Origin of the sequence: Acinetobacter sp. Tr-809 (assembly GCF_011753255.1) — a bacterium.
GTDB lineage: Bacteria > Pseudomonadota > Gammaproteobacteria > Pseudomonadales > Moraxellaceae > Acinetobacter.
In genome coordinates this window covers 369,300-393,522 of sequence record NZ_VWVZ01000003.1, presented here as the reverse complement: position 1 = coordinate 393,522, position 24,223 = coordinate 369,300, and the positions used below count along the sequence as shown (strand labels likewise).

At 41.9% G+C, this 24,223-nt stretch carries 22 protein-coding genes; 8 read left to right on the top strand and 14 right to left on the bottom strand.

Going from position 1 to position 24,223, the window contains the following annotated elements:
• The first annotated feature begins 56 nt into the window (after window positions 1–56).
• Window positions 57–833, top strand: coding sequence for a ribosome biogenesis GTP-binding protein YihA/YsxC (gene yihA, locus F3J02_RS09210; RefSeq protein WP_005201214.1), 777 nt, complete (start codon window positions 57–59; stop codon window positions 831–833).
• A gap of 129 nt (window positions 834–962) precedes the next feature.
• Window positions 963–1,907, top strand: a complete 945-nt coding sequence (locus tag F3J02_RS09205; RefSeq protein WP_167248695.1) for a metal-dependent hydrolase — start codon at window positions 963–965, stop codon at window positions 1,905–1,907.
• A gap of 60 nt (window positions 1,908–1,967) precedes the next feature.
• Here the strand turns inward: F3J02_RS09205 and F3J02_RS09200 are convergent, their stop codons facing one another.
• Together F3J02_RS09200 and F3J02_RS09195 are read right to left on the bottom strand one after the other, a co-directional pair.
• Window positions 1,968–3,209, bottom strand: coding sequence for a dicarboxylate/amino acid:cation symporter (locus F3J02_RS09200; RefSeq protein ID WP_167248694.1), 1,242 nt, complete (start codon window positions 3,207–3,209; stop codon window positions 1,968–1,970).
• Between the two features lie 129 nt (window positions 3,210–3,338).
• Entirely contained in the window at window positions 3,339–4,211 is an 873-nt protein-coding gene (locus F3J02_RS09195; RefSeq protein WP_167248693.1) for an acyl-CoA thioesterase, read from the bottom strand.
• Between the two features lie 298 nt (window positions 4,212–4,509).
• On the opposite strand from F3J02_RS09195, the gene plsB reads away from it, so the two are divergent.
• Window positions 4,510–7,056, top strand: coding sequence for a glycerol-3-phosphate 1-O-acyltransferase PlsB (plsB, locus tag F3J02_RS09190; RefSeq protein ID WP_167248692.1), 2,547 nt, complete (start codon window positions 4,510–4,512; stop codon window positions 7,054–7,056).
• A 39-nt stretch (window positions 7,057–7,095) separates the two neighbouring features.
• Here the strand turns inward: plsB and F3J02_RS09185 are convergent, their stop codons facing one another.
• Entirely contained in the window at window positions 7,096–8,073 is a 978-nt protein-coding gene (locus F3J02_RS09185; RefSeq protein WP_167248691.1) for a putative solute-binding protein, read from the bottom strand.
• A 125-nt stretch (window positions 8,074–8,198) separates the two neighbouring features.
• Window positions 8,199–9,017, bottom strand: coding sequence for an NAD-dependent epimerase/dehydratase family protein (locus F3J02_RS09180; RefSeq protein ID WP_167248690.1), 819 nt, complete (start codon window positions 9,015–9,017; stop codon window positions 8,199–8,201).
• Window positions 9,018–9,035: 18 nt separating this feature from the next.
• Here F3J02_RS09180 and recG point away from each other — a divergent pair, with 18 nt between their 5' ends.
• Entirely contained in the window at window positions 9,036–11,081 is a 2,046-nt protein-coding gene (gene recG / locus F3J02_RS09175; RefSeq protein WP_167248689.1) for an ATP-dependent DNA helicase RecG, read from the top strand.
• On the top strand, window positions 11,074–11,757 hold the full coding sequence (locus F3J02_RS09170) for a ComF family protein (RefSeq protein ID WP_167248688.1): 684 nt from the start codon (window positions 11,074–11,076) through the stop codon (window positions 11,755–11,757). The genes recG and F3J02_RS09170 overlap by 8 nt, the downstream gene beginning before the upstream one ends.
• Here F3J02_RS09170 and F3J02_RS09165 read toward each other — a convergent pair.
• Entirely contained in the window at window positions 11,711–12,106 is a 396-nt protein-coding gene (locus F3J02_RS09165; RefSeq protein WP_167248687.1) for an NUDIX hydrolase, read from the bottom strand. The genes F3J02_RS09170 and F3J02_RS09165 overlap by 47 nt on opposite strands.
• 10 nt (window positions 12,107–12,116) lie before the next feature.
• On the bottom strand, window positions 12,117–12,701 hold the full coding sequence (locus F3J02_RS09160; protein ID WP_167248686.1) for a TIGR00730 family Rossman fold protein: 585 nt from the start codon (window positions 12,699–12,701) through the stop codon (window positions 12,117–12,119).
• A gap of 172 nt (window positions 12,702–12,873) precedes the next feature.
• On the opposite strand from F3J02_RS09160, the gene F3J02_RS09155 reads away from it, so the two are divergent.
• On the top strand, window positions 12,874–13,887 hold the full coding sequence (locus F3J02_RS09155) for a magnesium and cobalt transport protein CorA (RefSeq protein ID WP_167248685.1): 1,014 nt from the start codon (window positions 12,874–12,876) through the stop codon (window positions 13,885–13,887).
• 46 nt (window positions 13,888–13,933) lie between these two features.
• On the opposite strand, the gene F3J02_RS09150 is transcribed toward F3J02_RS09155, so the two are convergent.
• The 6 genes from F3J02_RS09150 to F3J02_RS09120 form a co-directional block, all read right to left on the bottom strand.
• Window positions 13,934–14,221, bottom strand: a complete 288-nt coding sequence (locus F3J02_RS09150) for an STAS domain-containing protein (protein WP_167248684.1) — start codon at window positions 14,219–14,221, stop codon at window positions 13,934–13,936.
• Window positions 14,222–14,232: 11 nt separating this feature from the next.
• Window positions 14,233–14,865: an MlaC/ttg2D family ABC transporter substrate-binding protein gene (locus tag F3J02_RS09145; protein ID WP_251110631.1), complete on the bottom strand. Its 633-nt coding sequence runs from the start codon at window positions 14,863–14,865 to the stop codon at window positions 14,233–14,235.
• A 19-nt stretch (window positions 14,866–14,884) separates the two neighbouring features.
• Window positions 14,885–15,562 carry an outer membrane lipid asymmetry maintenance protein MlaD gene (locus F3J02_RS09140; RefSeq protein ID WP_167248683.1) on the bottom strand — a complete coding sequence of 226 codons (678 nt, stop codon included), beginning with the start codon at window positions 15,560–15,562 and terminating at the stop codon, window positions 14,885–14,887.
• Window positions 15,562–16,341 carry a lipid asymmetry maintenance ABC transporter permease subunit MlaE gene (mlaE, locus tag F3J02_RS09135; RefSeq protein WP_065343266.1) on the bottom strand — a complete coding sequence of 260 codons (780 nt, stop codon included), beginning with the start codon at window positions 16,339–16,341 and terminating at the stop codon, window positions 15,562–15,564. Before mlaE ends, F3J02_RS09140 begins: the two co-directional genes overlap by 1 nt.
• The gene (locus F3J02_RS09130; RefSeq protein WP_167248682.1) at window positions 16,338–17,156 is read right to left on the bottom strand and encodes an ABC transporter ATP-binding protein; all 819 of its coding nucleotides are present in this window, start codon (window positions 17,154–17,156) and stop codon (window positions 16,338–16,340) included. The genes mlaE and F3J02_RS09130 overlap by 4 nt, the downstream gene beginning before the upstream one ends.
• Before the next feature lie 419 nt (window positions 17,157–17,575).
• The gene (locus F3J02_RS09120; RefSeq protein ID WP_167248680.1) at window positions 17,576–19,531 is read right to left on the bottom strand and encodes a DEAD/DEAH box helicase; all 1,956 of its coding nucleotides are present in this window, start codon (window positions 19,529–19,531) and stop codon (window positions 17,576–17,578) included.
• 410 nt (window positions 19,532–19,941) lie between these two features.
• On the opposite strand from F3J02_RS09120, the gene F3J02_RS09115 reads away from it, so the two are divergent.
• A complete protein-coding gene (locus tag F3J02_RS09115) occupies window positions 19,942–20,355 on the top strand; it encodes a hypothetical protein (protein WP_167248679.1) in 414 nt (137 codons plus the stop codon).
• Window positions 20,356–20,381: 26 nt separating this feature from the next.
• Here F3J02_RS09115 and F3J02_RS09110 read toward each other — a convergent pair whose 3' ends face one another.
• Together F3J02_RS09110 and dxs are read right to left on the bottom strand one after the other, a co-directional pair.
• Complete coding sequence (locus F3J02_RS09110) at window positions 20,382–21,212, bottom strand: inositol monophosphatase family protein (protein WP_167248678.1); 831 nt, start codon at window positions 21,210–21,212, stop codon at window positions 20,382–20,384.
• A 133-nt stretch (window positions 21,213–21,345) separates the two neighbouring features.
• Complete coding sequence (dxs, locus tag F3J02_RS09105) at window positions 21,346–23,241, bottom strand: 1-deoxy-D-xylulose-5-phosphate synthase (protein WP_167248677.1); 1,896 nt, start codon at window positions 23,239–23,241, stop codon at window positions 21,346–21,348.
• Window positions 23,242–23,547: 306 nt separating this feature from the next.
• Between dxs and ribA the strand changes: the two genes are divergently transcribed.
• On the top strand, window positions 23,548–24,150 hold the full coding sequence (ribA, locus tag F3J02_RS09100; RefSeq protein WP_167248676.1) for a GTP cyclohydrolase II: 603 nt from the start codon (window positions 23,548–23,550) through the stop codon (window positions 24,148–24,150).
• The last annotated feature ends 73 nt before the right edge of the window (window positions 24,151–24,223 follow it).

Sequence of the window (24,223 nt, the reverse complement as noted above, 5' to 3'; positions counted from 1 at the left end):
AACGCCTCACATCCTTTATAATGGTCGTTGCTATTTCTATTCAAAAGTAAGCTTCTATGCGTCGCAGTGAAAAATCGAAAGACACCAAAGCCAGACTCGCACCTAAACAAAAAATCAGTTATGAAAAAAAGGCTGACCCTGCATTAACTGAATATGCAGTACAGTCTTTAACTTGGTTACGCCAAGCTGAATTTTTGATGAGTGCGCCAAAACTGGCTTTATGCGTAGAAGATACAGGTTATGAAATCGCATTTGCAGGTCGCTCGAATGCTGGTAAATCAAGTGCAATTAATACTTTAACCAATCAAAAGCAACTGGCACGCGCTTCAAAAAGACCAGGCCGCACCCAAATGATCAACTTTTTTAGTTTGGGTAATCCTGACCAGCGTTTGGTCGATTTACCCGGTTATGGCTATGCAGCAGTTCCTGAAGCCATGAAAATTGTCTGGCAGAAAGAACTGGAAAATTATTTAATCCATCGTAAAAGCTTACAAGGCTTGGTGCTATTGATGGACATACGTCATCCTTTACAGCACTTTGACTTGATGATGTTGGAATGGGCACATTCACGTCATTTGTTCGTGCATATCCTGCTCACCAAAGCAGATAAGCTCAATCGTGGCCCTGCAAATGAAGTTTTATTTGATGTAAAACAGCAATTAAAGAAAATGAAACTCGATTTCTCAATTCAACTGTTCTCGTCACTCAATCGCATTGGTTTAGAAGAACTGGCAACTGTCATGGCAGGTCGTTTGAATTACACCCTTGATCAGCCGACAGAATTTGACCTCAGTCAGATCCCAGAAGCCTCAGAAACCGACATTCAAGAATAAAAAGTGCATTTTATGCATCAAGTTGCATAAAATAAATTTTAATTGTCCCGAATTGCTAAACACAAACACTAGGTAGTTTTCATATACTGCTTAGTGTTGGTTCATTGCACTATCGATTAGGACTAAACGATGAAATTACTATCATTTGTGAAGAACAAAGTTCTTGGTTCTTCGATTGACTATAAAATCCTCCCACGCAAAGTAAAATTTGACTGGGAAAATACGCCAGTGGATTGGATTCCAAACCAACCTTTTGCCAGCTATTTTATTAATGAAATTAACAATATTTTACCAGCTGGTGAGTTTTGGTTTTGCCGTTTATATAACAAAGTCCTTCCAAAAATTACCGATGAAAAATTAAAGCAAGACGTCCAAGCCTTTATTCGTCAGGAAGCAATGCATGCCGTTGCCCACACCTCAGCCAATAAGGAATATTTGACGCAGCGTAATATTGATATTCAGCGTAACCTCGACATTATGGATTTCTTATTTACCAAAGTCTTGGCAGATAAGCCTTTCGATAAAGAAATTCCTAAAGCACTTGAGCATCAATGGGATTTATTCCGCCTAGGTGTGATTGCAACTGTTGAACACATGACTTGTGTACTAGGTAAATACGCACTATATAACAAACGCTGGGAAGAGCTGGGTGCTGATCCTGAAATGCTAGATTTAATCAAATGGCATGGCTCTGAAGAAATTGAACACCGTACCGTTGCATTTGATCTTTATCGCCATTTGGGCGGTGGTTATATTGCACGTTACTATATGAGTGTTGCCGTCATTATCGGTGTACTTGGCCTATGGGTTGATGGCGCTGCACATATCATGAGCCAAGACCCGCGTTTTGCGGACAAGAAGCCAAGCTTATTTAAACCATGGATCTGGATCGAATGGTCGAAGATCGCGTTAAAAGACGCGAAAATCTTGCCGGGTCCTGCATGGTTGGTTGCACAACAGATTGATTACCTCATGCCTTGGTATGACCCAGTCAAAGAAGGCAATACCCAAGATGCGGTGAATTATTTAAATAATTCACCTGCTGCAAAACGCGCCTTACTACCCGCAGCATAAGCATTCTTTTATAGAATAAAAAAAGCAGGAGTCATCTCCTGCTTTTTTTGCCCAATACGATCAGCTTGATTCAGCTTCTGCCTGTTTTGCGTAGCGATCAACCACCACACTAATCATCATGTCACCTTGCACATTGACCACAGTACGAACTGTATCCAGCACACGGTCGATCGGCAATAAAATCGCAATCGCTTCAGCAGGTAAACCAACCGACTGTAGCACCATGATCATGGTGACCATCCCTGCACTTGGAATCCCTGGCGCGCCCAATGAAGCAATCATGGCGGTTAAACAAACGATAATCTGCTGCGTTAAACTCAGATCCAAGCCCATCAAATTGGCAATAAATAAGGCAGCCGCAGCTTCGTACAAAGCCGTACCATCCATATTCAGTTGTGTGCCTAAAGGAATCACAAAACCTGCAGTTTGCGGTCGTACACCTAGGTTTTCCTGTGCACACTTCATACTCAACGGCATGGTCGCTGAGCTGGAACTGGTCGCAAAAGCTGTGACTAAAGCCGTTCTCGCCCCTCTAAAAAAGGTAATCGGATTCATCCGCCCAAAAATCCAGAGCAAGGCAGGTAACACCACCACGCCATGGAAAATGGTCGTCCCCGTCACTACTGCCGCGAATTCAACCAACCGACTTAATACAGACAAATCCTCAGTCGCAATCAACTTTGCTAAAAGCGCAAAAATCCCGATAGGTGCAAGCTTCATCACCCAACCCACTAACATCATCATGATGTCAAAGAATTGCTGGCTGATGTTACGGACTAGACTAAAACGTTCACCACCTTTGACCAAGGCCACACCTAAGAATAAGGCAAACACGACCACAGCCAACACATTGCCTTCACTAAATGCCTTAAATGGATTGATTAGGGTATTTTGAATAAAGGTGGTAACAAAACTTGATGGCGTTAAGGTGTCTGGTGTTTGATGGCTGTCCATTGCTGCCTGAAACAACTGAATATCAACGCCTTTACCCACATCAAACAAATGCGCACAACTAATCCCTAGAATCAATGCCAAGGTCGTCGTCGTCAGGCAGCTCAATGCAGTAATTTTCCAGACACGCCCGAATTGTCCACCCGCCTGTAAATTGGAAACCCCAACGACGATTGAGCTAAAAATCAATGGAATCAACAGCATTTTCAATAAACCAATGAAAACACTGCTTAAGATGCCCAGTCCGTAAAGACTAGATTCAACAAATGCGGTTTGTGGATAGGCAAGCAACAAAAAACCGAAAGCGACACCGAGCACAGCTGCAATTAAAATTTGTGTATTTAAATTCATTGTTTAATGGGTAAACATTTAACTTAGCGGTACTATGGCATGCTCATGTTGAAGAATCGAGCAATTTTTTGTCACATGCTTATGATAAAAAAAGCCATCAGAATGATGGCTTTAGTACTGGTTTACTTTTTACTGGGTTTCAATTTCTCTGAGCCGAATCAAACCTTCTTGGACGGTACTACAGACCAACTGTCCATTTTGCCACATCCGCCCAAAGTTTAAGCCACGTGAGCTGGCACTAATTGTGGCTTCCATATCGTAAAGCATCCATTCATCTGCACGCAGCGGACGATGGAAGTAAATGGTATGGTCGATACTGGCACATTGTAAATTTGGAGAGATCCATGACAAACCATGTGGACGTAAAGCCGTCGTCATCAAGGTAAAATCTGAATAGAATGCCACAATCGCCTGATGCAGCGAAATTTCATCTAAATTTGCTGGAATCGTATCATGGGTGCGAATGTAGTGTGCATAAAACGGCGCTTCAGGCTGCGGTTGAAATGGGTTAATTAATTGCGTCGGTCTGATTTCCACATGACGTTCCCGCATAAAACTGGCACGTACATTTTCAGGTACAAAGTTAATTAAACTTTCTTTCAGCTCATTCTCAGACTTTAATGTCTCTGGCTCAGGGTACTCTGGTTCTTTATGTTGATAGTTCAAGCCTTCTTCTGGATTGGCAAAAGAGACCATTGCAGAGAAAATAGTACGACCATGTTGGATCGCACGAACCTGTCGACTAGCAAAACTTTTACCATCTCTGAGCGAATCAACTTCATAAATAATTGGTGCATTGACATCACCGCCATACAGAAAATAGGCATGTAAAGAATGTGCGGGACGATCTGTAGTATATGACGCAGCTCTTAATGCCTGCCCAAGTACTTGCCCACCGAATACTCGCTTGCCTACCAAATTGCGGCTATTACCTCTGAAAATATGTTCTTCTAACTTTTCCAGAGTCAACAGTTCAACCAATTCTTGAGTTAACGCATTCATGTAATAGCCTTCCAACATCAATGAGGAGAGATCAACCAATCCTTTCAGGGTTGATAATTTTGATTGTGCCACAAATTCTAATGGCAATGGTCAGGATAAAATGATTCATGCGTCACGATAATGATGCATGGATTATCTTAATATGTATTTATAGCGACTAAAAATACGATTTTTAACGATAAAATCTACCAAATACGCTATATTTTGTCAGAAAATAACATACCGTTTCATGTAAGAATATCGCAGAATGTCGTGTTCATCATGACTCGATGTCAGGATTATTATTTAGGAGTTTGTAATGTCCAAGACTGGATTTGGTCAAATGTATCGCCAACTTTCGAGTAAGTTACTTGACCTTGTGGTAACCCCGCATGTTCTTGGTGAAGTTCCTACAGAATCTACCACAGCAGAGCCAAATACAACCGAATCAAATAAGCTGGTTTGCTATGTTTTACAGAATTATTCGCGTAGTAATGCACTGGTGGTTGATGGTGAAACCCGTCGCCTCAATTTAAAGCCAGCCTTAGACCCCTTGAGTTTTGGCAGTTATCAAGAAAAAAATTCAGTCTTGTTTTTACACCATAACGAAAACAATTTTTTTAATACTCAAACTTTCCCACCTCGCCTACTACAACTAGTTGAAGCACTTGAACAACAAGCAGATATTGATATTCAGCTTGTACCCGTTACGGTACTTTGGGGCCGTTCACCAGATAAAGAAGACTCTTGGTTCAAATTATTATTCTCAGATACTTGGGCAACACCTGGTACGGTCAAACAACTCATGAATATTGGCTTACATGGCCGTCAATCTTATTTAGAGTTCCACGAACCACAATCTTTACGTGAGTTGGTAGATTATGCCAAGAGTAATCATCCAAATATTTCGCCGGCAACCTATATTGCAAGCTCTCTAGATAGCTACTTAGACCAGCAACGTGAAGTGGTACTTGGGCCAGACTTATCAGACCGTCGCAATGTGATGCAATCGGTAGTAAAGTCACCTGAGGTACAAGATGCCATTCGCCGAGAAAGCATCCAGCATAAAATCAGTATGCTGGAGGCTGAACGTCGTGCGATTGGTTATGTCAACGAAATCGTATCTGACTACTCGGCATCTGCGGTACGTTTTGCAGATATGGCTTTAACTCGCTTATGGACACAACTCTATGATGGCGTAGAAGTGCATAACTTCAGTACCGTACGTGAACTCGCCAAAGATTATGAAATTGTCTATACGCCATGTCACCGTAGTCATATCGACTATTTACTATTGTCTTATGTGATTTATAAACGCGGCTTGATGATTCCATATATCGCTGCGGGTGATAACCTGAATTTACCGTTTGTAGGCCAGTTGTTACGTGGTGGTGGTGCATTCTTTATTCGCCGCTCTTTCCGTGGCAATGCACTCTACACCTCTGTATTTAAAGAATATCTATACAGCATTTTATCGCGCAATACGCCAATCGAATACTTTATTGAAGGTGGTCGTTCACGTACAGGTCGCTTACTTCCACCGAAGACCGGGATGCTGGCAATGACCATTCAAGGGCATCTACGTGGCCCTGCAAAACCAATCGTCTTTGTCCCGACTTATATTGGCTATGAGCGCCTGATGGAAGGCTCAACTTATGTAGGAGAAATGCAAGGTAAACCGAAAGAAGCAGAATCAATTTTTGGTATTGTGAAAACTTTGCGTAAAATTGAACGTATCTTCGGTAAAGTACATGTGAACTTCGGCGAACCTGTATTCTTAAATGATATTTTGAAACAACAAGGTGCGGAGAATATTCAAGCGGATACCGCAAGCACCACCGAGATTTCCAATGTTGTGGCAAGCTCAGCCAATCTGATTTTAGAAAACATCAACCGTGCTGTCGTCATCAACCCTGTGTCATTACTTTCTTTAATTTTATTGGCGACACCAAAACATACTTTAGATGAAGAAATCTGCGCGAAGCAACTCGACATTTATCGTGATTTGGCAACCCAACAACCCTATGATGAACGCACTCAAGTGACCTCATTATCAGGTAAAGAAATTATTGCCTATGGCCTAAAACTTAAGCTAATCAAACGAGTACAGCATGTTTTAGGTGATATTATTGCGATTGAAGATAATCAAGCGGTATTACTCACTTACTTCCGCAATAACATTTTGCATGCCTTTGTTTTACCGTCATTGGTGGCATCACTGGTTGAGCACAATGGTAAAATTCACAAGAACGATTTAAGCAACGTCATTCGTACCTTATATCCGTTCTTAAAAGCTGAATTATTCATGAAATGGGAAGCTGCCGATTTACAAAAGCAAATTGATAGCTATATCAATGCATTGGTTCAGATCGGCATTGTTTTCCAAGATCATGAAGACAACTTATTCAGCCCAACACCGAACAGTGAAGAACATCAAAAACTCGTGACTTTGGCAATGCCAGTCAAACAGAGTTTAGAACGTTACTACATGACCCTTGCACTGATCACTCAACGTGGTTCAGGTAATATTTCAACCAAGCAAGTAGAAGAACTCAGCCATTTGCTCGGTCAACGTCTATCGGTGTTATATGAGTTCAACTCACCAGAGTTTTTTGACAAAGCCCTATTCCAAAGCTTTATTAAAGTCCTCACTCAGCAAAATTATATTCGTAACAACGAGCAAGGTCTCATTGAGTACGATGATAATTTCAGTGAAATGGCTGCGGGTGCACAACTGGTGTTGGATGAAACCACCTTACAAATGTTGCAGCACATCACCACCTTCAGCGATGAAGAGCTGGCAGAGGCATTAGAAGCCATGGCCTCACAACAAGCCAAACGTCGCTTAAAACGTAAAAAATCTTAAACATTAAAAAAGGCAACTTCGGTTGCCTTTTTTAATGCGCTAACGACACTCTAAATACTTTGGATCATCCAAACATCGCAGTCGTTTAATGAGCGATACAAAATACGCATCATAATAACCAGAGTCGACATAACGATTTCGAATCTTTACCACCATCGCGTCATAACCCTGTTTCTCATAACTGGAGATATCCGCCCAGTAATAGGCTGGTAAATGGTTTTCCCATTGGATGGCTTGTGCAGCAAGCACATTACTATTACGTACAAACCAAGATCGTATTTGGTGACCAAACTCTGTTGGATAGGCTTGTGGTCGAATCACGATATTCATCGCAAAATACGCCATAGGGAAATTGACCACCTGCGTGTCTGCACCAAACTCTTTTTTTAAGTTATACGGCAATATTCCATAGGCAGGTGCAGCCAAAATATCAATTTTTTTCTGCTTAAAGGATTCCACTGCATTGGAAAAATCAACATAGACTGGTTTTGCGCCTACACTTTGTACCAATGCTTGCTGTGGGGGATTATTCTCCAAAACTCCAATGGTTTTATTCTTTAACTGAGACACTTTATTAATCTGTTGGGTATTCATAATCATATAAGCGGTACCAATCGGAATCATCCCCAACACTTCATAATTCGAATTAACCATCCGCTTTTCCACATTGCTATTATTTAAAAGCTGCAGAAAGACTCTGGCAACGCGATTATTAGGGATCAGACCAATCCCCCCTGTTGTCCCCATAAAACGGTTATAACGGTAGGTATTAAAATTGGAAGCCACCAAGCCCGAACATTTGCGCTGATCAAATGCTTGTATGGCATCTTTTTCATTGTTAAAAGTTTGAAATTTTAATTGAACTTGATTCTGCTGTGCATACAAACGAATATCTTGTAGTCGGCGACTGATATCACCTTGAGTACTTAAAGGATCAAATACACACCAAGACTGCTCGACAGCCCAACTGGTGGTTGTGGTCAACCCCAATAAGATCATGCAAATTATTTTTCTCATGTATCACCTTTACGCCTCGCCGCAAACCATGTGCTCAATTCAGGCGATTCCTTTACGGAATTTGTTAGTATTTAAGATTCAAAATACATACCAACTCTTTAAACTTTCTTTACAGTCTAATCTAATTATTTTTCATTACTATGTACTAATAAAGCTGCTGCATAGTCATTAAAGCAAATCAAATGGTCAAATTTAAAATCACTCTCAATTAATCGTGTGGCATAAATTCGCTTGCCAGTGTGTTGTTCTGATAATAATTTCAAGGGTTTTACATCAAGCTGCTGTTGAAACCACCATAGGATTTCATGCATTGGCAAGGGGCTATTATTGCTCACGATATAGCTTGTCTCAACTTTAGCTAAATTAACCAATCCAGCCAAAAACTTTGCTAAATCATCAATATGAATCCGATTACTAAAATGGATCGTCGGATAAGTCAGACTTTGTTGTGCCAATTTTTTTAATCGAACAATTGAAGTGCCATAAATGCCAGTCGGACGAATAATAACGCACTGTTGTGGGTAATGCTGCTGCCACAGTAATTCCATCTTTCGAAGAATCTGCCCTTGCTCATCAGCAGGCTGTATCAGCGATTCATCATCAATTCGCTCTCCTGCATTTTCACCATAAACACGGGTCGAAGACACCACAACAATACGTTGTACGGGATGTATTTTCAGTGAGGTGACAATGGGTAATACACTATCAACATAGGTGTGCTGATAGGTATCAACATCACTTTGTGAAGGTGCTAATATCACATAGACTAAATCAACAGGTGGCAGTTTCTCTAAATCCAGCTGATGAATATCTTGAATATAATGCGTCGCGTAACAATCTGTTTTTTCACTACGACTTATTGTGCTAATGTGGTGACCTTGCTCAAATAAGTGTTTAGCGACGCGCTGAGATGTTTTACCATAACCAATAAATAAAATATGCATACACACCTTTGACCAGAGATGACATCAGTTCAGCAATTACAAGGCGTTGGTGCTGCCGCAGCGACCCTATTAGAAAAGCTTCATATTTTTAGCACGGATGATTTGTTGTTCCATCTTCCACGTGACTATGAAGATCGTAGCACTATTATTCCAATGAATCAGCTGATCGTTGGACGAAGTTACTTGCTTGAAGGTGAAGTCCGTTCAGTCGATTTTCCACCTGGGAAAAAGAAATCGCTTGCGGCTCTGCTACAAGATGATTTTGGCAAAGTGACCTTACGCTTTTATCATATTTATAAAGGTCTCACTGATCGCATCACAATGGGGCAAAGGCTACGAATTTTTGGTGAGGTACGTGTTGGTGCGCGTGGTCTTGAGTTGTATCACCCCGAAATACAAGTTATCCAACAACATACCGCTTTACCCAAAACCCAACTCACTGCAATTTACCCAAGTACTGAAGGGTTAACCCAACCCAAGTTACGTGAATATGTACGTCAAGCCCTAAAACACCATAGCGATGACCTACCTGAATTATTACCGAGCAAATTCAGTAATGGCTATGAGTTAAAACAAGCGCTACATTACATCCATGAACCCCCGATTGATGCCAATATGTTGCAACTCAATCAAGGTTCACATCCTGCACAACAGCGCTTAATCTTCGAAGAGTTGGTCGCCCATCAAATTAGCTTATTAACGCGTCGCGCCTATATACGTCAGATTGCCGCACCTCGTTTTAGCGCTAGTAAAATATTAGCCAAAAAATTATTAGAAGCACTTCCCTTCCAAATGACCAATGCACAAAAGCGGGTCTCTAAGGAAATTCTACAAGATCTCAAACAAGATCAACCGATGTTACGTTTGGTGCAAGGTGATGTAGGCGCAGGTAAAACCTTAGTTGCTGCAGTCGCGGCTTGCCATGCCCTCGAAGCAGATTGGCAAGTGGCACTCATGGCACCGACTGAAATTTTAGCTGAACAACATTATTTAAACTTTAAACGCTGGTTTGAACCCTTAGGTATTCAGGTCGCATGGCTCTCAGGCAAACAAAAAGGCAAAGCCAGAAGCCACGCGGAGCAACAAATCAAAGAAGGTCATGCCCAATTGATCGTGGGTACGCATGCCCTATTTCAAGATACGGTTGGATTTTCTAAACTCGGCTTGGTGATTATTGATGAACAGCACCGTTTCGGTGTTGACCAACGTCTTGCTTTAAGAAATAAGGGTGCAGATCAATTTACCCCACACCAATTGGTGATGACTGCAACCCCCATTCCGCGTACTTTAGCAATGAGTGCATATGGGGATTTAGACACTTCGATTATTGACGAGTTACCCCCAGGACGAACCCCTATTCAAACCGTGACCATTCCATTAGACCGTCGTGAACAGGTATTACAACGCATCGCCAGCAATTGCCGTGAAGGTAAACAAGCCTATTGGGTTTGTACTTTGGTGGAGCAATCTGAAACACTGGATGCCCAAGCTGCAGAGGCCACGTATCAAGAAATTAAAGAACGTTTTCCAGACATCAACATTGGTTTGGTACATGGCAAAATGAAGGCTGATGAAAAGCAAAGTGTCATGCAAGCCTTTAAAGACAATCAATCCCAACTGTTAATTGCCACCACAGTGATTGAAGTTGGAGTCGATGTACCGAATGCGTCGATTATGGTGATTGAAAATGCAGAGCGTTTGGGGCTTTCACAACTGCATCAACTTCGTGGGCGCGTCGGTCGTGGAGCAACCGCCAGTTTTTGTGCCTTACTTTATAAAACACCCCTGTCTCAAAATGGTCAGGAACGGCTTTCAATTTTACGTGAAAGTAATGATGGTTTTGTCATTGCTGAAAAAGATTTAGAAATACGAGGTCCGGGAGAGTTACTCGGTACCAAACAAACAGGTGATATGGGCTTTCGAGTAGCACGCTTAGAACGAGATGATCATTTGCTTACACAAGCGCATTACGTCGCTGAGCAAATTCTAAAGGACTATCCACAGCATGCGGAAGGACTATTAAAGCGCTGGCTGCCTGAAGCCCCAAGATATGCCTATGTTTAAACGACTTGGAACATCAGCACAGCAGATTTTTGATTATTTTACACCGTGCAGTCTCTGCGACATCGGCATGAAACGTCAGTTTGGTGTTTGTCACAGTTGTTGGCAACAACTGCCTTGGTTGAAGCAAAGCATTGAGCGTAACCAGCAACAGGTCTTTGTTGCTTGCCATTATCAATATCCAATTGATCGCATTATTCAACAGTTTAAATATGAGCAAAAACTACATCATCAAAGAATGCTGAATGGTCTGTTATTGCAACTCAAGCTTCCAAAAGTACATGCAATTGTACCCATGCCAGTTTCGACAGATCGCTTGATTGAACGTGGCTTTAATCAAGCCTTGTTGTTGGCCAAAGCACTCGGCAGCGCTTTGAATGTTCCCGTTTGGCAGCCTGTACAACGCTTGGCGCAGCACTCACAAAAAGGCCTGTCGCGCTTAGAACGACTCGAAGACATTGAACAACAATTTGTGGCTGCACCACCGAATCAAATTCGTTATCGCAAAGTCCTGATTATCGATGATGTACTGACCACTGGCAGTTCGATTAGTGCTTTATCCAAGGTACTGACCCAACTTGGCTGCCAACAGGTTTATAGTGCCTGCGTAGCAGCCGCACAAACTCAGAAATCTAGCTCATCTGCTTTTGCTGACACCACGGAATCACAATCTCTTTAGTCAAAGGTGCAAGCAAGGTCGATTGATCATCCAAATCAATCCATTTCATTTCCGCAATTTCAGCTGCAATTTTAGGTGGTTGTTTTAATTCAACCGCATAGACATAACTCACCAAAATGTGATCAGGTTCATTCGCTGCTGCTGTCTCAAACTGACCGATAAACTGAGTTAATTCACATTCACAGCCTATTTCTTCCAAAATTTCACGTTGCATTGTGACCTCAGGCGCTTCATCAACTTCAAGCTTGCCACCCACTTGCATAAACGCCTGTGTATTTTGCTTGCGAACAAGCAGTAATTGATTTTGTTCATTCAAAATCACGGCAGCCGCCACGGTGATGATTTTCACTAGTTCCCCCTTAAGCCTGAATTTCAGCAGTTGACATCCACTTCGGTGTCGCAGGCTGATAATCCGAAAATGCGATAAGAATATCCTCAATTTTTTCTGCCACAATCAATTTATCGACAAAACGTTCCTGACTAAAACCACGCTCAACTGAACCTTGAATCATCTGGATCAAACCATCATAAAAACCATCAACATTTAAAAATGCACATGGTTTTTGATGAATCCCCAATTGGCTCCATGTCCATTGCTCAAAAATTTCTTCCAGTGTTCCTGCACCACCAGGTAAAGCGACAAACGCATCAGACAACTCAGCCATTTTGGTTTTACGCTCATGCATATTTTTCACAATATGCAATTCAGTTAAGCCCGTATGCGCAAGCTCTCGATCAACTAAAGCATTTGGAATTACACCAATCACACGCCCACCTGCCTGTAGTGCACTATCAGCCACGACACCCATTAAACCTGAACGACCACCACCATAGACCAAAGTTTTGCCTTGCGCAGCAATTGCCTGACCAGTTGCCTGCGCCATTTGCTGATAAATGGGATCATTACCAAGTGAGGAACCACAGAAAACACATATAGAATTCATACAATTAAAACCGTTTTATATAACTGTCATGCTGATAAAGTAGGCTATGTAACAAGATTTTTGAGAAAATAACGTTTAGGCAAGTGTTTTTCGTTTCATCCTTGTCTAAAATACACGCTGCTTTTCGGTAAAAGGCCGAAAACATGATATCGACTGCGCGAGGAAAAAAGACATGCTTGAAGCCTTTTATGCCACAGAGCGCGGTAGTCTAGAAGATGCAACAATCAACGGAGGTTTCGATCTCCACCCCGAATTGGTTTGGATTGATCTCATCGCCCCATCCCAAGAAGAACAACAATGGGTTTTGGATGCGTATGAACGAAACCTACCAACATTAAAGTCTCTAGAAGACATTTCCTCATCTGCACGATTTTACCGTGATGATGATGGAATTTTGCATATCAGCACCTATTTTTTAACAAAGAATAAAAACTTTCAAGTCGACGGAGATACTGACGACTCCTCACACATGCTGGCAATGGTACAAACTGTTGCCTTTATTTTGCATAAAGATCGGTTATTTACTTTACGCGGTGAGAAGTTAGTCGCTTTTCGTGCCTTTCGCGCACGGGCGCGTCGCAATGACTATGATATGGACTATAAAGATCCAACTTGGATCTTGCTTGGTTTACTCGAAGCAAAACTGGATGAGCTTGCGGATATCTTAGAAGATATCCACAAGGACTTAGAACGTTACTCCACAGAAGTCCTCAATAATCATCATCGAGAGAAAATACTCGACTTAGACGACATGATTACGCGCTTGGCGCAACAAGAAGATATGCTCGGGAAAGCACAACTGTGTTTAATTGATTTACGTCGTGTACTCACCTTCTTGTCTCGTCCACGTGCTTTAGGCAGTCATATTTATGATGCTGATATTCGAGAGTTAAGTGAGGATGTCCGCTCTTTAGTTGAACATGATGCTTTCTTATTCCAAAAAGTACGATTCTTACTGGATACAACCTCTGGGTTCATTAATACTGAACAGAACGATACGATTCGTCGATTCTCGATTTTACCAAGTATGCTTGCACCACCCATGCTGATTGCCAGTATTTATGGGATGAACACCGATGTCCTGCCATTTGCCCACGGCAGTCTCAGTTTTTGGATTGTCACTGGCATTCTGATGGCATTCTTGATCCTGCCAATGGTGTACTTCCGCTGGAAGAAATGGATCTAATAAAAAAAGCACCTTGCGGTGCTTTTTTATATCTACAAGATTTTTATCAAATCAATTTCAAATCATCTTGTAAATGACAAGCTTGGATGATCTTTAGCATTTTTTCAGAAACATTCTTAAAATGCAGACCTTTGTTTTCTGGTGTTTGACGCAACCATTGCACCAACACCGCCAAAGACAAAGTATTACCCTGTTCAAGCTGAGCCAAATCTACAACCAAAGGAAAGTCCTTGTGCTGCTGAATATGCTTTAAGCCAGCTTGATAGATCTGTTCTGCATTTTCAAAATTAATCGTCTTCGACACAATTAACTGCTGATCAATATACTGAATCACCCGTCACCTACTTATTTTTTGCTAACTGCAGCATCTGCATCTGGTTTAAATGTTGCAATCGCTTTATTAATGTCACCACCATTACGTTGAACAGTCGCCGCAAATTGGTTACGGAACTGTAAACCTAGATCAATACCAGATACATTGATATTACGTACTTTCCACTGATCACCTTTGTCCGTTAACTGGAATGAAACAGGGATTTTCTCGCCATTGTGCAAGAAGTCTAAAGTCACCACAGGGTTTTTGCTGTTGGTCGATTTAAACGGACGCATGGTGTAACTTTCGTTGGTGTATTTTGCAAAAGCACCACCGTAGTTTTCAATAATCACGGCACGGAAGTTTTGTTCAAACTGAGCACGTTGTGCAGCATTGGTGTATTGGTTATTCGCATAAGTACCCAACACAATGCGGGTAAATGCTTGTGAGTCCACATAAGGGTCAAGGTTTTGGCGAATAATAGTACGGACTAAAGCTGGATTATTCTGTAATTTCGGTTTCTCTGCTTTTAAACGAGTAATCAAGCCATCAGCCACACGCTTCACAAAATCAGGTGGGGTCTCTGTTGGTGCCGCAAATGCCGCACTTGCAAGCATTGTTGATAATACGCTTGCTGTTAGAGTTTGTTTCAATAATGTGTTCACTTCAATCTCCTAACCTGAATTACTCAACAAAAGACGGTTCTGCTTCAGCAGCCGCTGGCTTTGAAGCTGGACTTTCTGTCTCTGTCGAGCTCGATGTGGCTTTGCCAGCACCACCAGTAATAAACTTACTGATTAAATCTTCTAAATCCATTGTACCTTGGGTATTTGAAACCACGTCACCACGTTTCAAGTAGTTCACACCACCACCTGGGACAACTTTCAAATATTTCTCACCCAATAGACCATTGGTTGCAACCATAATATAAGCATCTTCATCAAGGCTGGTAATGGAGGTCATGTTAGCAATAAGTTGCTGTTCCATTTCTTTTTGTTTCGAAGCATCAGCCTGTTGATAATCAGTGCTATAGCGCAATTCTTCAAGTGCATTCTTTTGCACTTCTTTTAATTGCTCTGGGCTAAAGCTGGTCAACTTACCATCTAGATCAAATTTTACGGTTGCCAAACGTGTTACAGGATCAAGCGTAATTGACTCAACACGACCTATGGTTACACCACTCATGGTCACTTTCGCGCGTGCTTTTAAACCATTTACGTTATCAAACTGCGCTGTCATGCTATAGCTATCACGTAAATTAGTACCAACTAAACCACTGACTTTCATCGCAAGAAAAAATAGAGCGATACCGAAGATAATGACAAAAATACCTACGGCCAGCTCACTAGTACGTGATTTCATTAAATCCCTCCGAACATGACCGCAGTCAACACGAAATCAAAACCTAATACACAAAGTGAAGAATATACGACCGTTCTCGTCATTGCGGTCGCGATACCTTCTGGCGTCGGATCACAAGCATAACCTTGATAGACCGCTACCCATGTACAAATTAAAGCAAATACAATGCTTTTAATAATGGTGCCGTTAAAAATGTCATGCCAGAATTGTACGCTGCTTTGCATACCACCCCAGAATGAACCTTCATCCGCACCTAAGAAATCGACACCTACCATTTTGCCGCCAATAATACCAATGGTTGCAAAAATCACCGTGAGCATCGGCAAGCTGACAATCCCAGCCCACAAACGTGGCGATACGATTTGTCTCAGCGGATCAACACCAATCATTTCCATGCTGGCGAGTTGTTCACTTTGCTTCATTGAGCCGATTTCAGCTGTTAATGCTGAACCTGCACGACCTGCAAATAACAATGCAGCAACCACTGACGCCAGTTCACGCAACAGAGTTAATGAAATTGCAGTGCCCAACATTGCCTCACTACCAAAAGTGACCAGAATGCTGTACATCTGAAGACCAAGAACCGCACCAATAAACAAACCTGAAACAGCGATAATCAGCAGGGACATCACCCCGACACGATACATTTGATAAATAAAGCGCTGAAACCCACCTTTTGATGGCATGGAAAATAAAACTTGCAAAAGCATCAGTGCCGCAGCACCAATCCCTTTTATCCGCTCAATAACGAGTCTACCTAACCAGGCAATCGCATTCATGGACGAACCTCGTTATCTAAATATGCTTGGTGTGTAAATTGATATTCGACAGGCCCCTCAACTGAACCTGTTAAAAACTGGCGTACAAATGGCGATGCATGATTTTTTAATTGTTCAGGTGAACCTTCACCCTGAATTTTGCCTTCTGCCACCACATAAATATAATCAGCAATCGACAAAGTCTCTGCAACATCATGCGAGACAATAATGGTTGTTAAATCGAGAGCTTCTCGCAAAGAGCGAATAAGACGGGTTAAAACACCCATGACAATCGGATCTTGGCCTGCAAAGGGCTCATCATACATAATCAGCTCAGGATCCAACGCAATCGCACGCGCCAAAGCAACACGACGGTTCATCCCACCTGAAAGTTCAGAGGGCATTAATTGCTCAGCACCACGCAAGCCTACGGATTCTAGTTTTAAGCCTACTAATTCAGCAATAATATGTTCAGGTAACTTGGTGTGTGCACGAATTGGAAAGGCTACATTTTCATAAGCCGACATATCGGTAAATAAAGCCCCACTCTGGAATAACATTCCCATACGTGCGCGAGCTGCAAATAACTCATTCCGAGACATCGCTGCAATATTTTTACCATCAAGCAGCACTTCACCTTGGTCTGGACTCAACTGTCCACCAATCAAACGTAATAAAGTTGTCTTACCCGTGCCTGACGGTCCCATAATTGCAGTAATTTGACCACGTCGAATTTTAAGACTGATATCGTCATAAATGACGCGTTCTCCTCGATTAAAGCTCAAGTTTTTAACTTCAATTAAGGCTTCGCTATCGAGAGGAGATTTGTTATTCATAATGGCATTCATTCCTGCACTTTTTATGCACGCATACTATACACTGAAACATTAAACGCTTGTTTTTATTTTGATAACCGATGGTATGAAGATTATTTAATTTATGTAGTTATTCTTCGAAACAGTTTGGCTAGTTGTATGTTGAGAGTTGACATTAAATGAGTCAGAGTGATTAGTATCAAAAAGTGCATAAGCAAAGAACAAACCATTACAAAGCATAAGAATGACAAATAGACATGGTAGTCCTTCACTACACATGAAAGACCACATTTGACTCAAAAGACTTTTATTTTGCTTAACCTTATTCATTTCTTATATAAAATTTGAATTAGTACACATTTTTTAGATTTTACATGACTAACACAAAATAAAAAAGCCAGTTTTTCAACTGGCTTCTTGTTTTTATCGGTTTTTAACGATTAAAAATCGTTTTTGCGACGACGGTCACCACCGAAAGTTTCTTCACGTGTACCACGTGCTGGGCTATCTTCACCAAACTTACGCTTTGGACGATCTTCACCACCGAAGCTGCGTTTTGGACGATCTTCACCACCAAAGCTACGTTTTGGACGGTCATCACCACCGAAGCTACGCTTACGGTCACCAAAACCACCTTCACGTTGTGGGCGATCACCAAAATCACGTTTTGGACGGTCACCGAAGCTACCTTCACGACGTGGTTTGTAATCTACACGGTTGCCACGGTTGTCATCATTCGAATCAAAACGCGGTTTATCATTAAAACCACCTTCACGACGTGGACGGTCAGAGTTGAACTCGCGACGCGGACGATCTTCACCACCAAAGCTACGCTTCGGACGGTCATCAAAACCACCTTCACGACGTGGGCGGTCAGAATTGAACTCGCGACGTGGACGGTCTTCAAAACCACCTTCACGACGTGGACGATCAGAGTTGAACTCGCGACGTGGACGGTCTTCGAAACCACCTTCACGGCGTGGACGATCTGAATTAAATTCGCGACGTGGACGATCTTCGCCACCAAATGATGGACGTTCACCACGTGGTTTGTCATCGAAGCTACGACGTGGACGGTCATCACCACCTTCACGACGTTTGAAGCTGCTTTCACCTTCAAAACGACGACCACCGCCGAAACCACCACGACCGCCATCACGGCCACCACGACCACGACCACCGCCATCACGGCCACGACCACCACCATCACGACCTGAGCGAGCAGGAGGTGGAGATGGCTCTAAGCCTTCAATTTCAGATACATTTAAGCGTGCATCTAAATAATCTTCTAAAGCACGGATTTTGCCACGCTCACGGTAAGTCGCTAAAGTAACGGCTTGACCTGTACGACCAGCACGACCTGTACGACCGATACGGTGTACGTAGTCTTCGTTTTTCATCGGTAAACCGAAGTTAATTACGTGTGAAATTGTTGGTACGTCTAAACCACGCGCTGCAACGTCAGTTGCAACCAAGATTTTTGCACGACCTTCACGAATACTACGTAAACGACGGTTACGAACGGTTTGTGGCATTGCACCGTGCAACGCAACAACTGAATGACCAGCTTCAGCTAATTCTTCAGCAAGCATATCTGTATCTTCTTGCGTGCTTGCGAAAACTACAGCTTGATCTACTGATTCGTCAGATAACCAATGCGTAAGTAATTTTTTCTTGTGTTCAAAACCATCAGTCCAATGTAATGTTTGAGTTACATCAGTATTGGTACTGTGACCAGTTTCGATTGCAATACGTTGTGGATCATTCATCATGCGTTCAGCAAGACGGATAATACGATCCGCAAATGTTGCAGAGAACATTAATGTTTGTTTACGGTTTGCAGCTAATTCACCAATTGCTTCTAAATCTTCAGAGAAGCCTAGATCAAGCATACGGTCTGCTTCATCAACAATTAATGATTCAACTTTATCAAGTTTAATTTGACGACGGTTTACAAGGTCAAGTAAACGACCTGGAGTCGCAACAACAACTTGCGCACCTTTAAGCTGTTGAATTTGTTTACCAAAAGGCATACCACCCATAATTGCAGCAATACGAACACCTTTCATGTGACGTACAAATGCAATCGCGTCTTGGCTTACTTGTTGAGCCAATTCACGCGTAGGAGAAATAACTAAAATAGTAGGCTGAGTAACCGCTTTCATACGGTCTTTAAAAGAAACAAATGCTTCTTCGCCTGCTAATGCATTTAACGTTGGAAGTAAAAATGCAGCTGTTTTACCTGAACCAGTTTGGCTCGAAACTAATAAATCTTTCCCTTCTAACGCAGCGGGAATCGCTTGTTCTTGCACAGGAGTTGGAGTGGTAAAACCTAAACCTTCAAGCGCTTGTTGTAAGGTTTCGTGTAAAGAAAATTCGGCAAAAGTTTTGCTCATAGAGAGTTTCACCCTAATGGGTGCTCCATTTTAATAAATACAAAAAAATAGACATCGGCAACAAGCGGCAAAGCGACTCAAGCTGAAAAATAGATGATGTTCAGCGGCGATCCGAATAACGACGATGTGGACTTAACGCACGCTTGATTACTGCTTCAACCTGAAGAATCGCTAAGCGATTTGGGCGCAAGATGTGGTCCTCTCTACGGACAGCGTGCGCTAATAATGAATAGAACTGAATGTTCAGGTAATGAACTGGAATTTAAGTGCGTGGGCGGATTATAGCAGAAAGTTTAAGAAAGTCACGTTTTTTTAGAAAATACCGAGCTTAACGCTCACAAATAAACTATACCCTTCCGCAAAGTATACAATTATTCTTTTTGGCAACAATGAATTACTTCAACTAAAACATGAAAAATAATATACAAAATAATTTTATGCTGATCAGATTATTATTGGGTTTATGGTTATTTGGATGCCTGAATATTATTTATCATGGACAGCAGGAAAATACCTACCCCTTTATTCATGATGCTGGACACATCTTTAAATATCCTATTGAAGGTGTGTTGTTTACCTGTCTTGCTTTTTCAATTTATTTTATCGTTCGTGGCTTTGCATCGGCCCTCATGCTAGATAAAACATATCCCCTCCTCACCTATTCAATCTGTAGCTTCATCGTGATTGGTCAATTATTGATTGCCATTTTCGGTGCTATGCACGCACCCCCTTATTGGGCTGCTTATTTAATCAATACAGTTATTCTACTTTTATTTCAGCTCTTTATTATTCCCGCCTTATTGCACAAAAAAAAGAGTAGCTAATGCTACTCTTTTTTTAAATCTAAAAATTATTTTGCAGCATCTGCCCAAGCTGGAACAACTGCTTGCATCAATGGTTTTAACATTTTAAGTGAACACGCAAGGACTTGACCATTATCTAATGAATCATTGCCACCACGAGCATCAACAACAACACCGCCCGCCTCTTTCACAATCAACTCACCCGCAGCGATATCCCATGGTTTTAAGCCTAGCTCAAAGAAACCATCAAAACGACCAGCAGCAACATAAGCCAAATCTAATGCAGCTGAACCGCCACGGCGAATTTGTGCACCTGACTTAGTGACAGCCAATAATGAAGCAAAATGTTGTTCCGCATAAGAGACAATTTCGCCATTACGCTTTGCACGGTAAGGATGACCAACAGCAAGGAAAGTGTTTTCTAGGTTTTCTTTTACATTGACACGAATACGACGTTGATTCATCACGGCACCGCGACCACGGCTTGCAGAGAACAACTCATCACGTACAGGATCATAGATCACACCGTGCTGAGTTACACCTTTGTGCTGTACAGCGATAGAAATACAAAAATGCGGAAGACCATTGATAAAGTTTTGTGTGCCATCTAAAGGATCAATCACCCAGCACCAATCTGCATCGTGACCTTTACCTTCTTGCATACCAAACTCTTCACCAAGGAAGCTGTGGTTTTTATAGCTTTTACGGAGGGTATCAATTGTAAGTTGCTCCAAGTAACGATCGACACGCGTTACTGGACCATCAATGCCTTTTTCTTCAACTTGCAAATCGAGTTTATGACGATTCTGATGCGCCTTTAAAAGCTCTTGACCAACTGTTTGAGCCGCACGCGCAGCCATAACCACCATAGGTTCCATTGAACACCCACTACAAATTTGAAGATTTTGACAAAGAATAATGCATAAAAGCGCGTATATTCTAGCAAATATAAGCGCTTTTAGGGGAAAAATGTTGCGAAAAATTATTTTCGCTTTTACATGAACTTATAGATTAAAACCAAGCTTGCTCAATTGAGGTCAAGATTCCTTGAGCATCTAAACCACTATCTTGCAACATTTGTTGGTGTGTTGCTTGATGCAAGAAGGTATCAGCTAAGCCAAGATTCAAGATCGGTTTGACGATTCGTGCTTGTGCCAAAAACTCATTGACTGCACTACCCGCTCCAGCCATCACAGCATGTTCCTCTACCGTTACAAACAGTTGAGTCCGTGGAGCCAAATCACGAAGCATTTGCTCATCTAAAGGCTTCACAAAACGCATATTCACCACACGTACACCCATCGAGTGTTTGTGTGCAAATTGCTGAGCTGCTTCTACCGATGCTGCAACACGACTACCAAAGGCAAGGACGCTAATCTGTTGTTCAGCCTCCACATTAAATTCAGCAACGATTTCAGCCTTACCAATTTCCATCGCTGTCATCTGCTGTTGAATCTCAACACCTGTACCTACCCCACGTGGATAACGCACTGCTGTTGGACCTTTATAAAGATAAGCGGTATGTAGCATTTGGCGACATTCATTTTCGTCTTTCGGTGCCATGATCACCATGTTTGGTACGGTACGCATATAGGCATAATCATATGCACCAGCATGGGTTGGGCCATCTTCACCCACCAAACCAGCACGATCAATACCAAACGTGACATCCAGATTCTGCAAAGCAACATCATGAATCAATTGATCATAACCACGTTGCAAGAAAGTTGAATAAATCGCAACAACTGGTTTAAGTCCTTCACATGCCATACCTGCAGCCAAAGTCACTGCATGCTGTTCTGCAATGGCAACATCAAAGAAACGCTCAGGATATTGCTGAGCGAATTTAACCATGCCAGAGCCTTCACACATCGCAGGCGTAATCGCGAGTAAACGATCATCTTGTGCCGCCTCATCACATAGCCATTGCCCAAAGACATCAGAATATTTAGGTGGTGTTTTTTTGACTGGTGCAGCCGTAACGGGTGCAATCTTGGTAATCGCATGATAGGTAATTGGATCCGCTTCTGCAGGCGCAAACCCTTTACCCTTTTTAGTATAAATATGAACGAGACGTGGTCCTTTACGCTTTTTCAGCGCATGGAAAACTTGTGCAAGTTGTTCTACATCATGCCCATCAAATGGACCAAAATAATCAAAACCAATTGCTTTAAATAAATTATCAGCAGCATCTGTTGCAGACTGATGTAAACGGGAATTATACGTCCATTTTGGATGTGGCTGAACATAGGCTTCCCCTTGTTCATTTACATTCACTAATTGGCCTGTTTCCCAAATCGCGGCCAAGTGTTTTGCAAAACCACCAGTACTGCACGAGATCGACATATCATTGTCATTTAACACAACAATAAGATCTGCATCATGAGCAACTGCATCATTCATCGCTTCAAAAGCCATGCCTGCGGTCATTGCACCATCACCAACGATTGCAACAACATCGCATGGATCTTTTTGGTAACGACGAGCCAAGGCCATACCCAAACCAGCAGAAATTGCGGTAGATGAATGCCCAACCCCAAAGGTATCAAACTCTGATTCATCACGAGCAGGAAAAGCGGCTAAACCATTTTTACTACGAATCGTAGAAATTCGATCACGACGACCTGTGAGAACTTTATGAGGGTAAGCTTGATGACCCACATCCCACACTAAACGATCATCTGGTGTATTAAAACAATAATGCAGCGCAACGGTTAGTTCGATTACACCTAAATTTGCGCCAAAGTGTCCACCACTTTGCCCTGCCGCATACAAAATATATTGACGCAACTCATCCGCCACTTGTGCGAGTTGGCTTTGCTCGAGCTGACGTAATTGTTGCGGATGATCAATCTCATCTAACAATGGCGTAACAGGGCGCTGAGTTGGAATTTCGGTATACAACATAATGTGGCAAAGCCTTTTTAAGCCTGGCAAGTCCGAAGCTGGGTTTTAAATGGGGGCAATCATACAATTAAATATGATCTACCTTCAATCAGCCACACGTGCGAATGATGTAGTGCTGAACATTCTCTTGTAAATTTTAAAGAATGACCTATAGATTATCCTGAATTATGTCACTGTTTATCAACCATTATTGTGTTCTTTGTATGAAAAAGAAAAAGTTATGTGAAAAATCAGAAATTCCAGTTCACGCAATCTTCATACATTAGGCTATACTCGAACTGTTTTTATTATCATAGTGAGCTCTCTGTGCCGATTGAATTTATTGCAACATCAAAGCTACCCACCGCTTTTGGTGACTTCAATATTTCCGTGTTTCAAGACCCTGCAACAGGTGAAGAGCATGTGGCGCTATCTAAAGGTTTAGAAACGGCTCCAGACCAGCCTGTACTTGTCCGTATCCATTCAGAATGCTTAACTGGTGATGCTTTCGCTTCATTAAAATGTGATTGTGGACCGCAACTGCAAGCCACTCAAAGCTTGATCAATGATGCAGGTCAAGGCGTCATTCTTTATCTTCGCCAAGAAGGCCGTGGTATTGGTTTAACCAACAAAATCCGTGCTTATGCCTTGCAAGATCAAGGACATGACACAGTTGATGCGAACCTGTTATTGAACCTGCCTGCCGATGCGCGTCGTTATGATATGTGTAGCATTATGTTGGATCACCTTCAGATTAAAGAAGTGAAACTACTGACCAATAATCCACTTAAACTAAAAGCCTTGACTGATCTCGGCATCAATGTAGTTGAGCGTGTTCCATTAACGGTAGGTCGCAATCCTTTCAATGAACAATATTTAAAAACTAAACGTGAGCGTATGGATCATCTGTATAAAAAAGATGACTTTTAATTCATTTTTCAAAACGTTTAAAAATAAATCAGTTAAGGGGTTTTTATTGTAAAAAATAAAAAACCCTTACTTT

Excerpts from the sequence above, each read along its gene's own strand:
- F3J02_RS09185 (WP_167248691.1), bottom strand. The coding sequence starts at position 8,073 with ATGAGAAAAATAATTTGCATGATCTTATTGGGGTTGACCACAACCACC.
- F3J02_RS09205 (WP_167248695.1), top strand. The coding sequence starts at position 963 with ATGAAATTACTATCATTTGTGAAGAACAAAGTTCTTGGTTCTTCGATT.
- mlaE (WP_065343266.1), bottom strand. The coding sequence starts at position 16,341 with ATGAATGCGATTGCCTGGTTAGGTAGACTCGTTATTGAGCGGATAAAA.
- F3J02_RS09170 (WP_167248688.1), top strand. The coding sequence starts at position 11,074 with ATGTTTAAACGACTTGGAACATCAGCACAGCAGATTTTTGATTATTTT.
- yihA (WP_005201214.1), top strand. The coding sequence starts at position 57 with ATGCGTCGCAGTGAAAAATCGAAAGACACCAAAGCCAGACTCGCACCT.
- plsB (WP_167248692.1), top strand. The coding sequence starts at position 4,510 with ATGTCCAAGACTGGATTTGGTCAAATGTATCGCCAACTTTCGAGTAAG.
- F3J02_RS09195 (WP_167248693.1), bottom strand. The coding sequence starts at position 4,211 with ATGAATGCGTTAACTCAAGAATTGGTTGAACTGTTGACTCTGGAAAAG.
- F3J02_RS09200 (WP_167248694.1), bottom strand. The coding sequence starts at position 3,209 with ATGAATTTAAATACACAAATTTTAATTGCAGCTGTGCTCGGTGTCGCT.
- dxs (WP_167248677.1), bottom strand. The coding sequence starts at position 23,241 with ATGTTGTATACCGAAATTCCAACTCAGCGCCCTGTTACGCCATTGTTA.
- F3J02_RS09160 (WP_167248686.1), bottom strand. The coding sequence starts at position 12,701 with ATGAATTCTATATGTGTTTTCTGTGGTTCCTCACTTGGTAATGATCCC.
- F3J02_RS09110 (WP_167248678.1), bottom strand. The coding sequence starts at position 21,212 with ATGGAACCTATGGTGGTTATGGCTGCGCGTGCGGCTCAAACAGTTGGT.
- F3J02_RS09155 (WP_167248685.1), top strand. The coding sequence starts at position 12,874 with ATGCTTGAAGCCTTTTATGCCACAGAGCGCGGTAGTCTAGAAGATGCA.
- F3J02_RS09115 (WP_167248679.1), top strand. The coding sequence starts at position 19,942 with ATGAAAAATAATATACAAAATAATTTTATGCTGATCAGATTATTATTG.
- F3J02_RS09180 (WP_167248690.1), bottom strand. The coding sequence starts at position 9,017 with ATGCATATTTTATTTATTGGTTATGGTAAAACATCTCAGCGCGTCGCT.
- recG (WP_167248689.1), top strand. The coding sequence starts at position 9,036 with ATGACATCAGTTCAGCAATTACAAGGCGTTGGTGCTGCCGCAGCGACC.
- F3J02_RS09130 (WP_167248682.1), bottom strand. The coding sequence starts at position 17,156 with ATGAATAACAAATCTCCTCTCGATAGCGAAGCCTTAATTGAAGTTAAA.
- F3J02_RS09120 (WP_167248680.1), bottom strand. The coding sequence starts at position 19,531 with ATGAGCAAAACTTTTGCCGAATTTTCTTTACACGAAACCTTACAACAA.
- F3J02_RS09140 (WP_167248683.1), bottom strand. The coding sequence starts at position 15,562 with ATGAAATCACGTACTAGTGAGCTGGCCGTAGGTATTTTTGTCATTATC.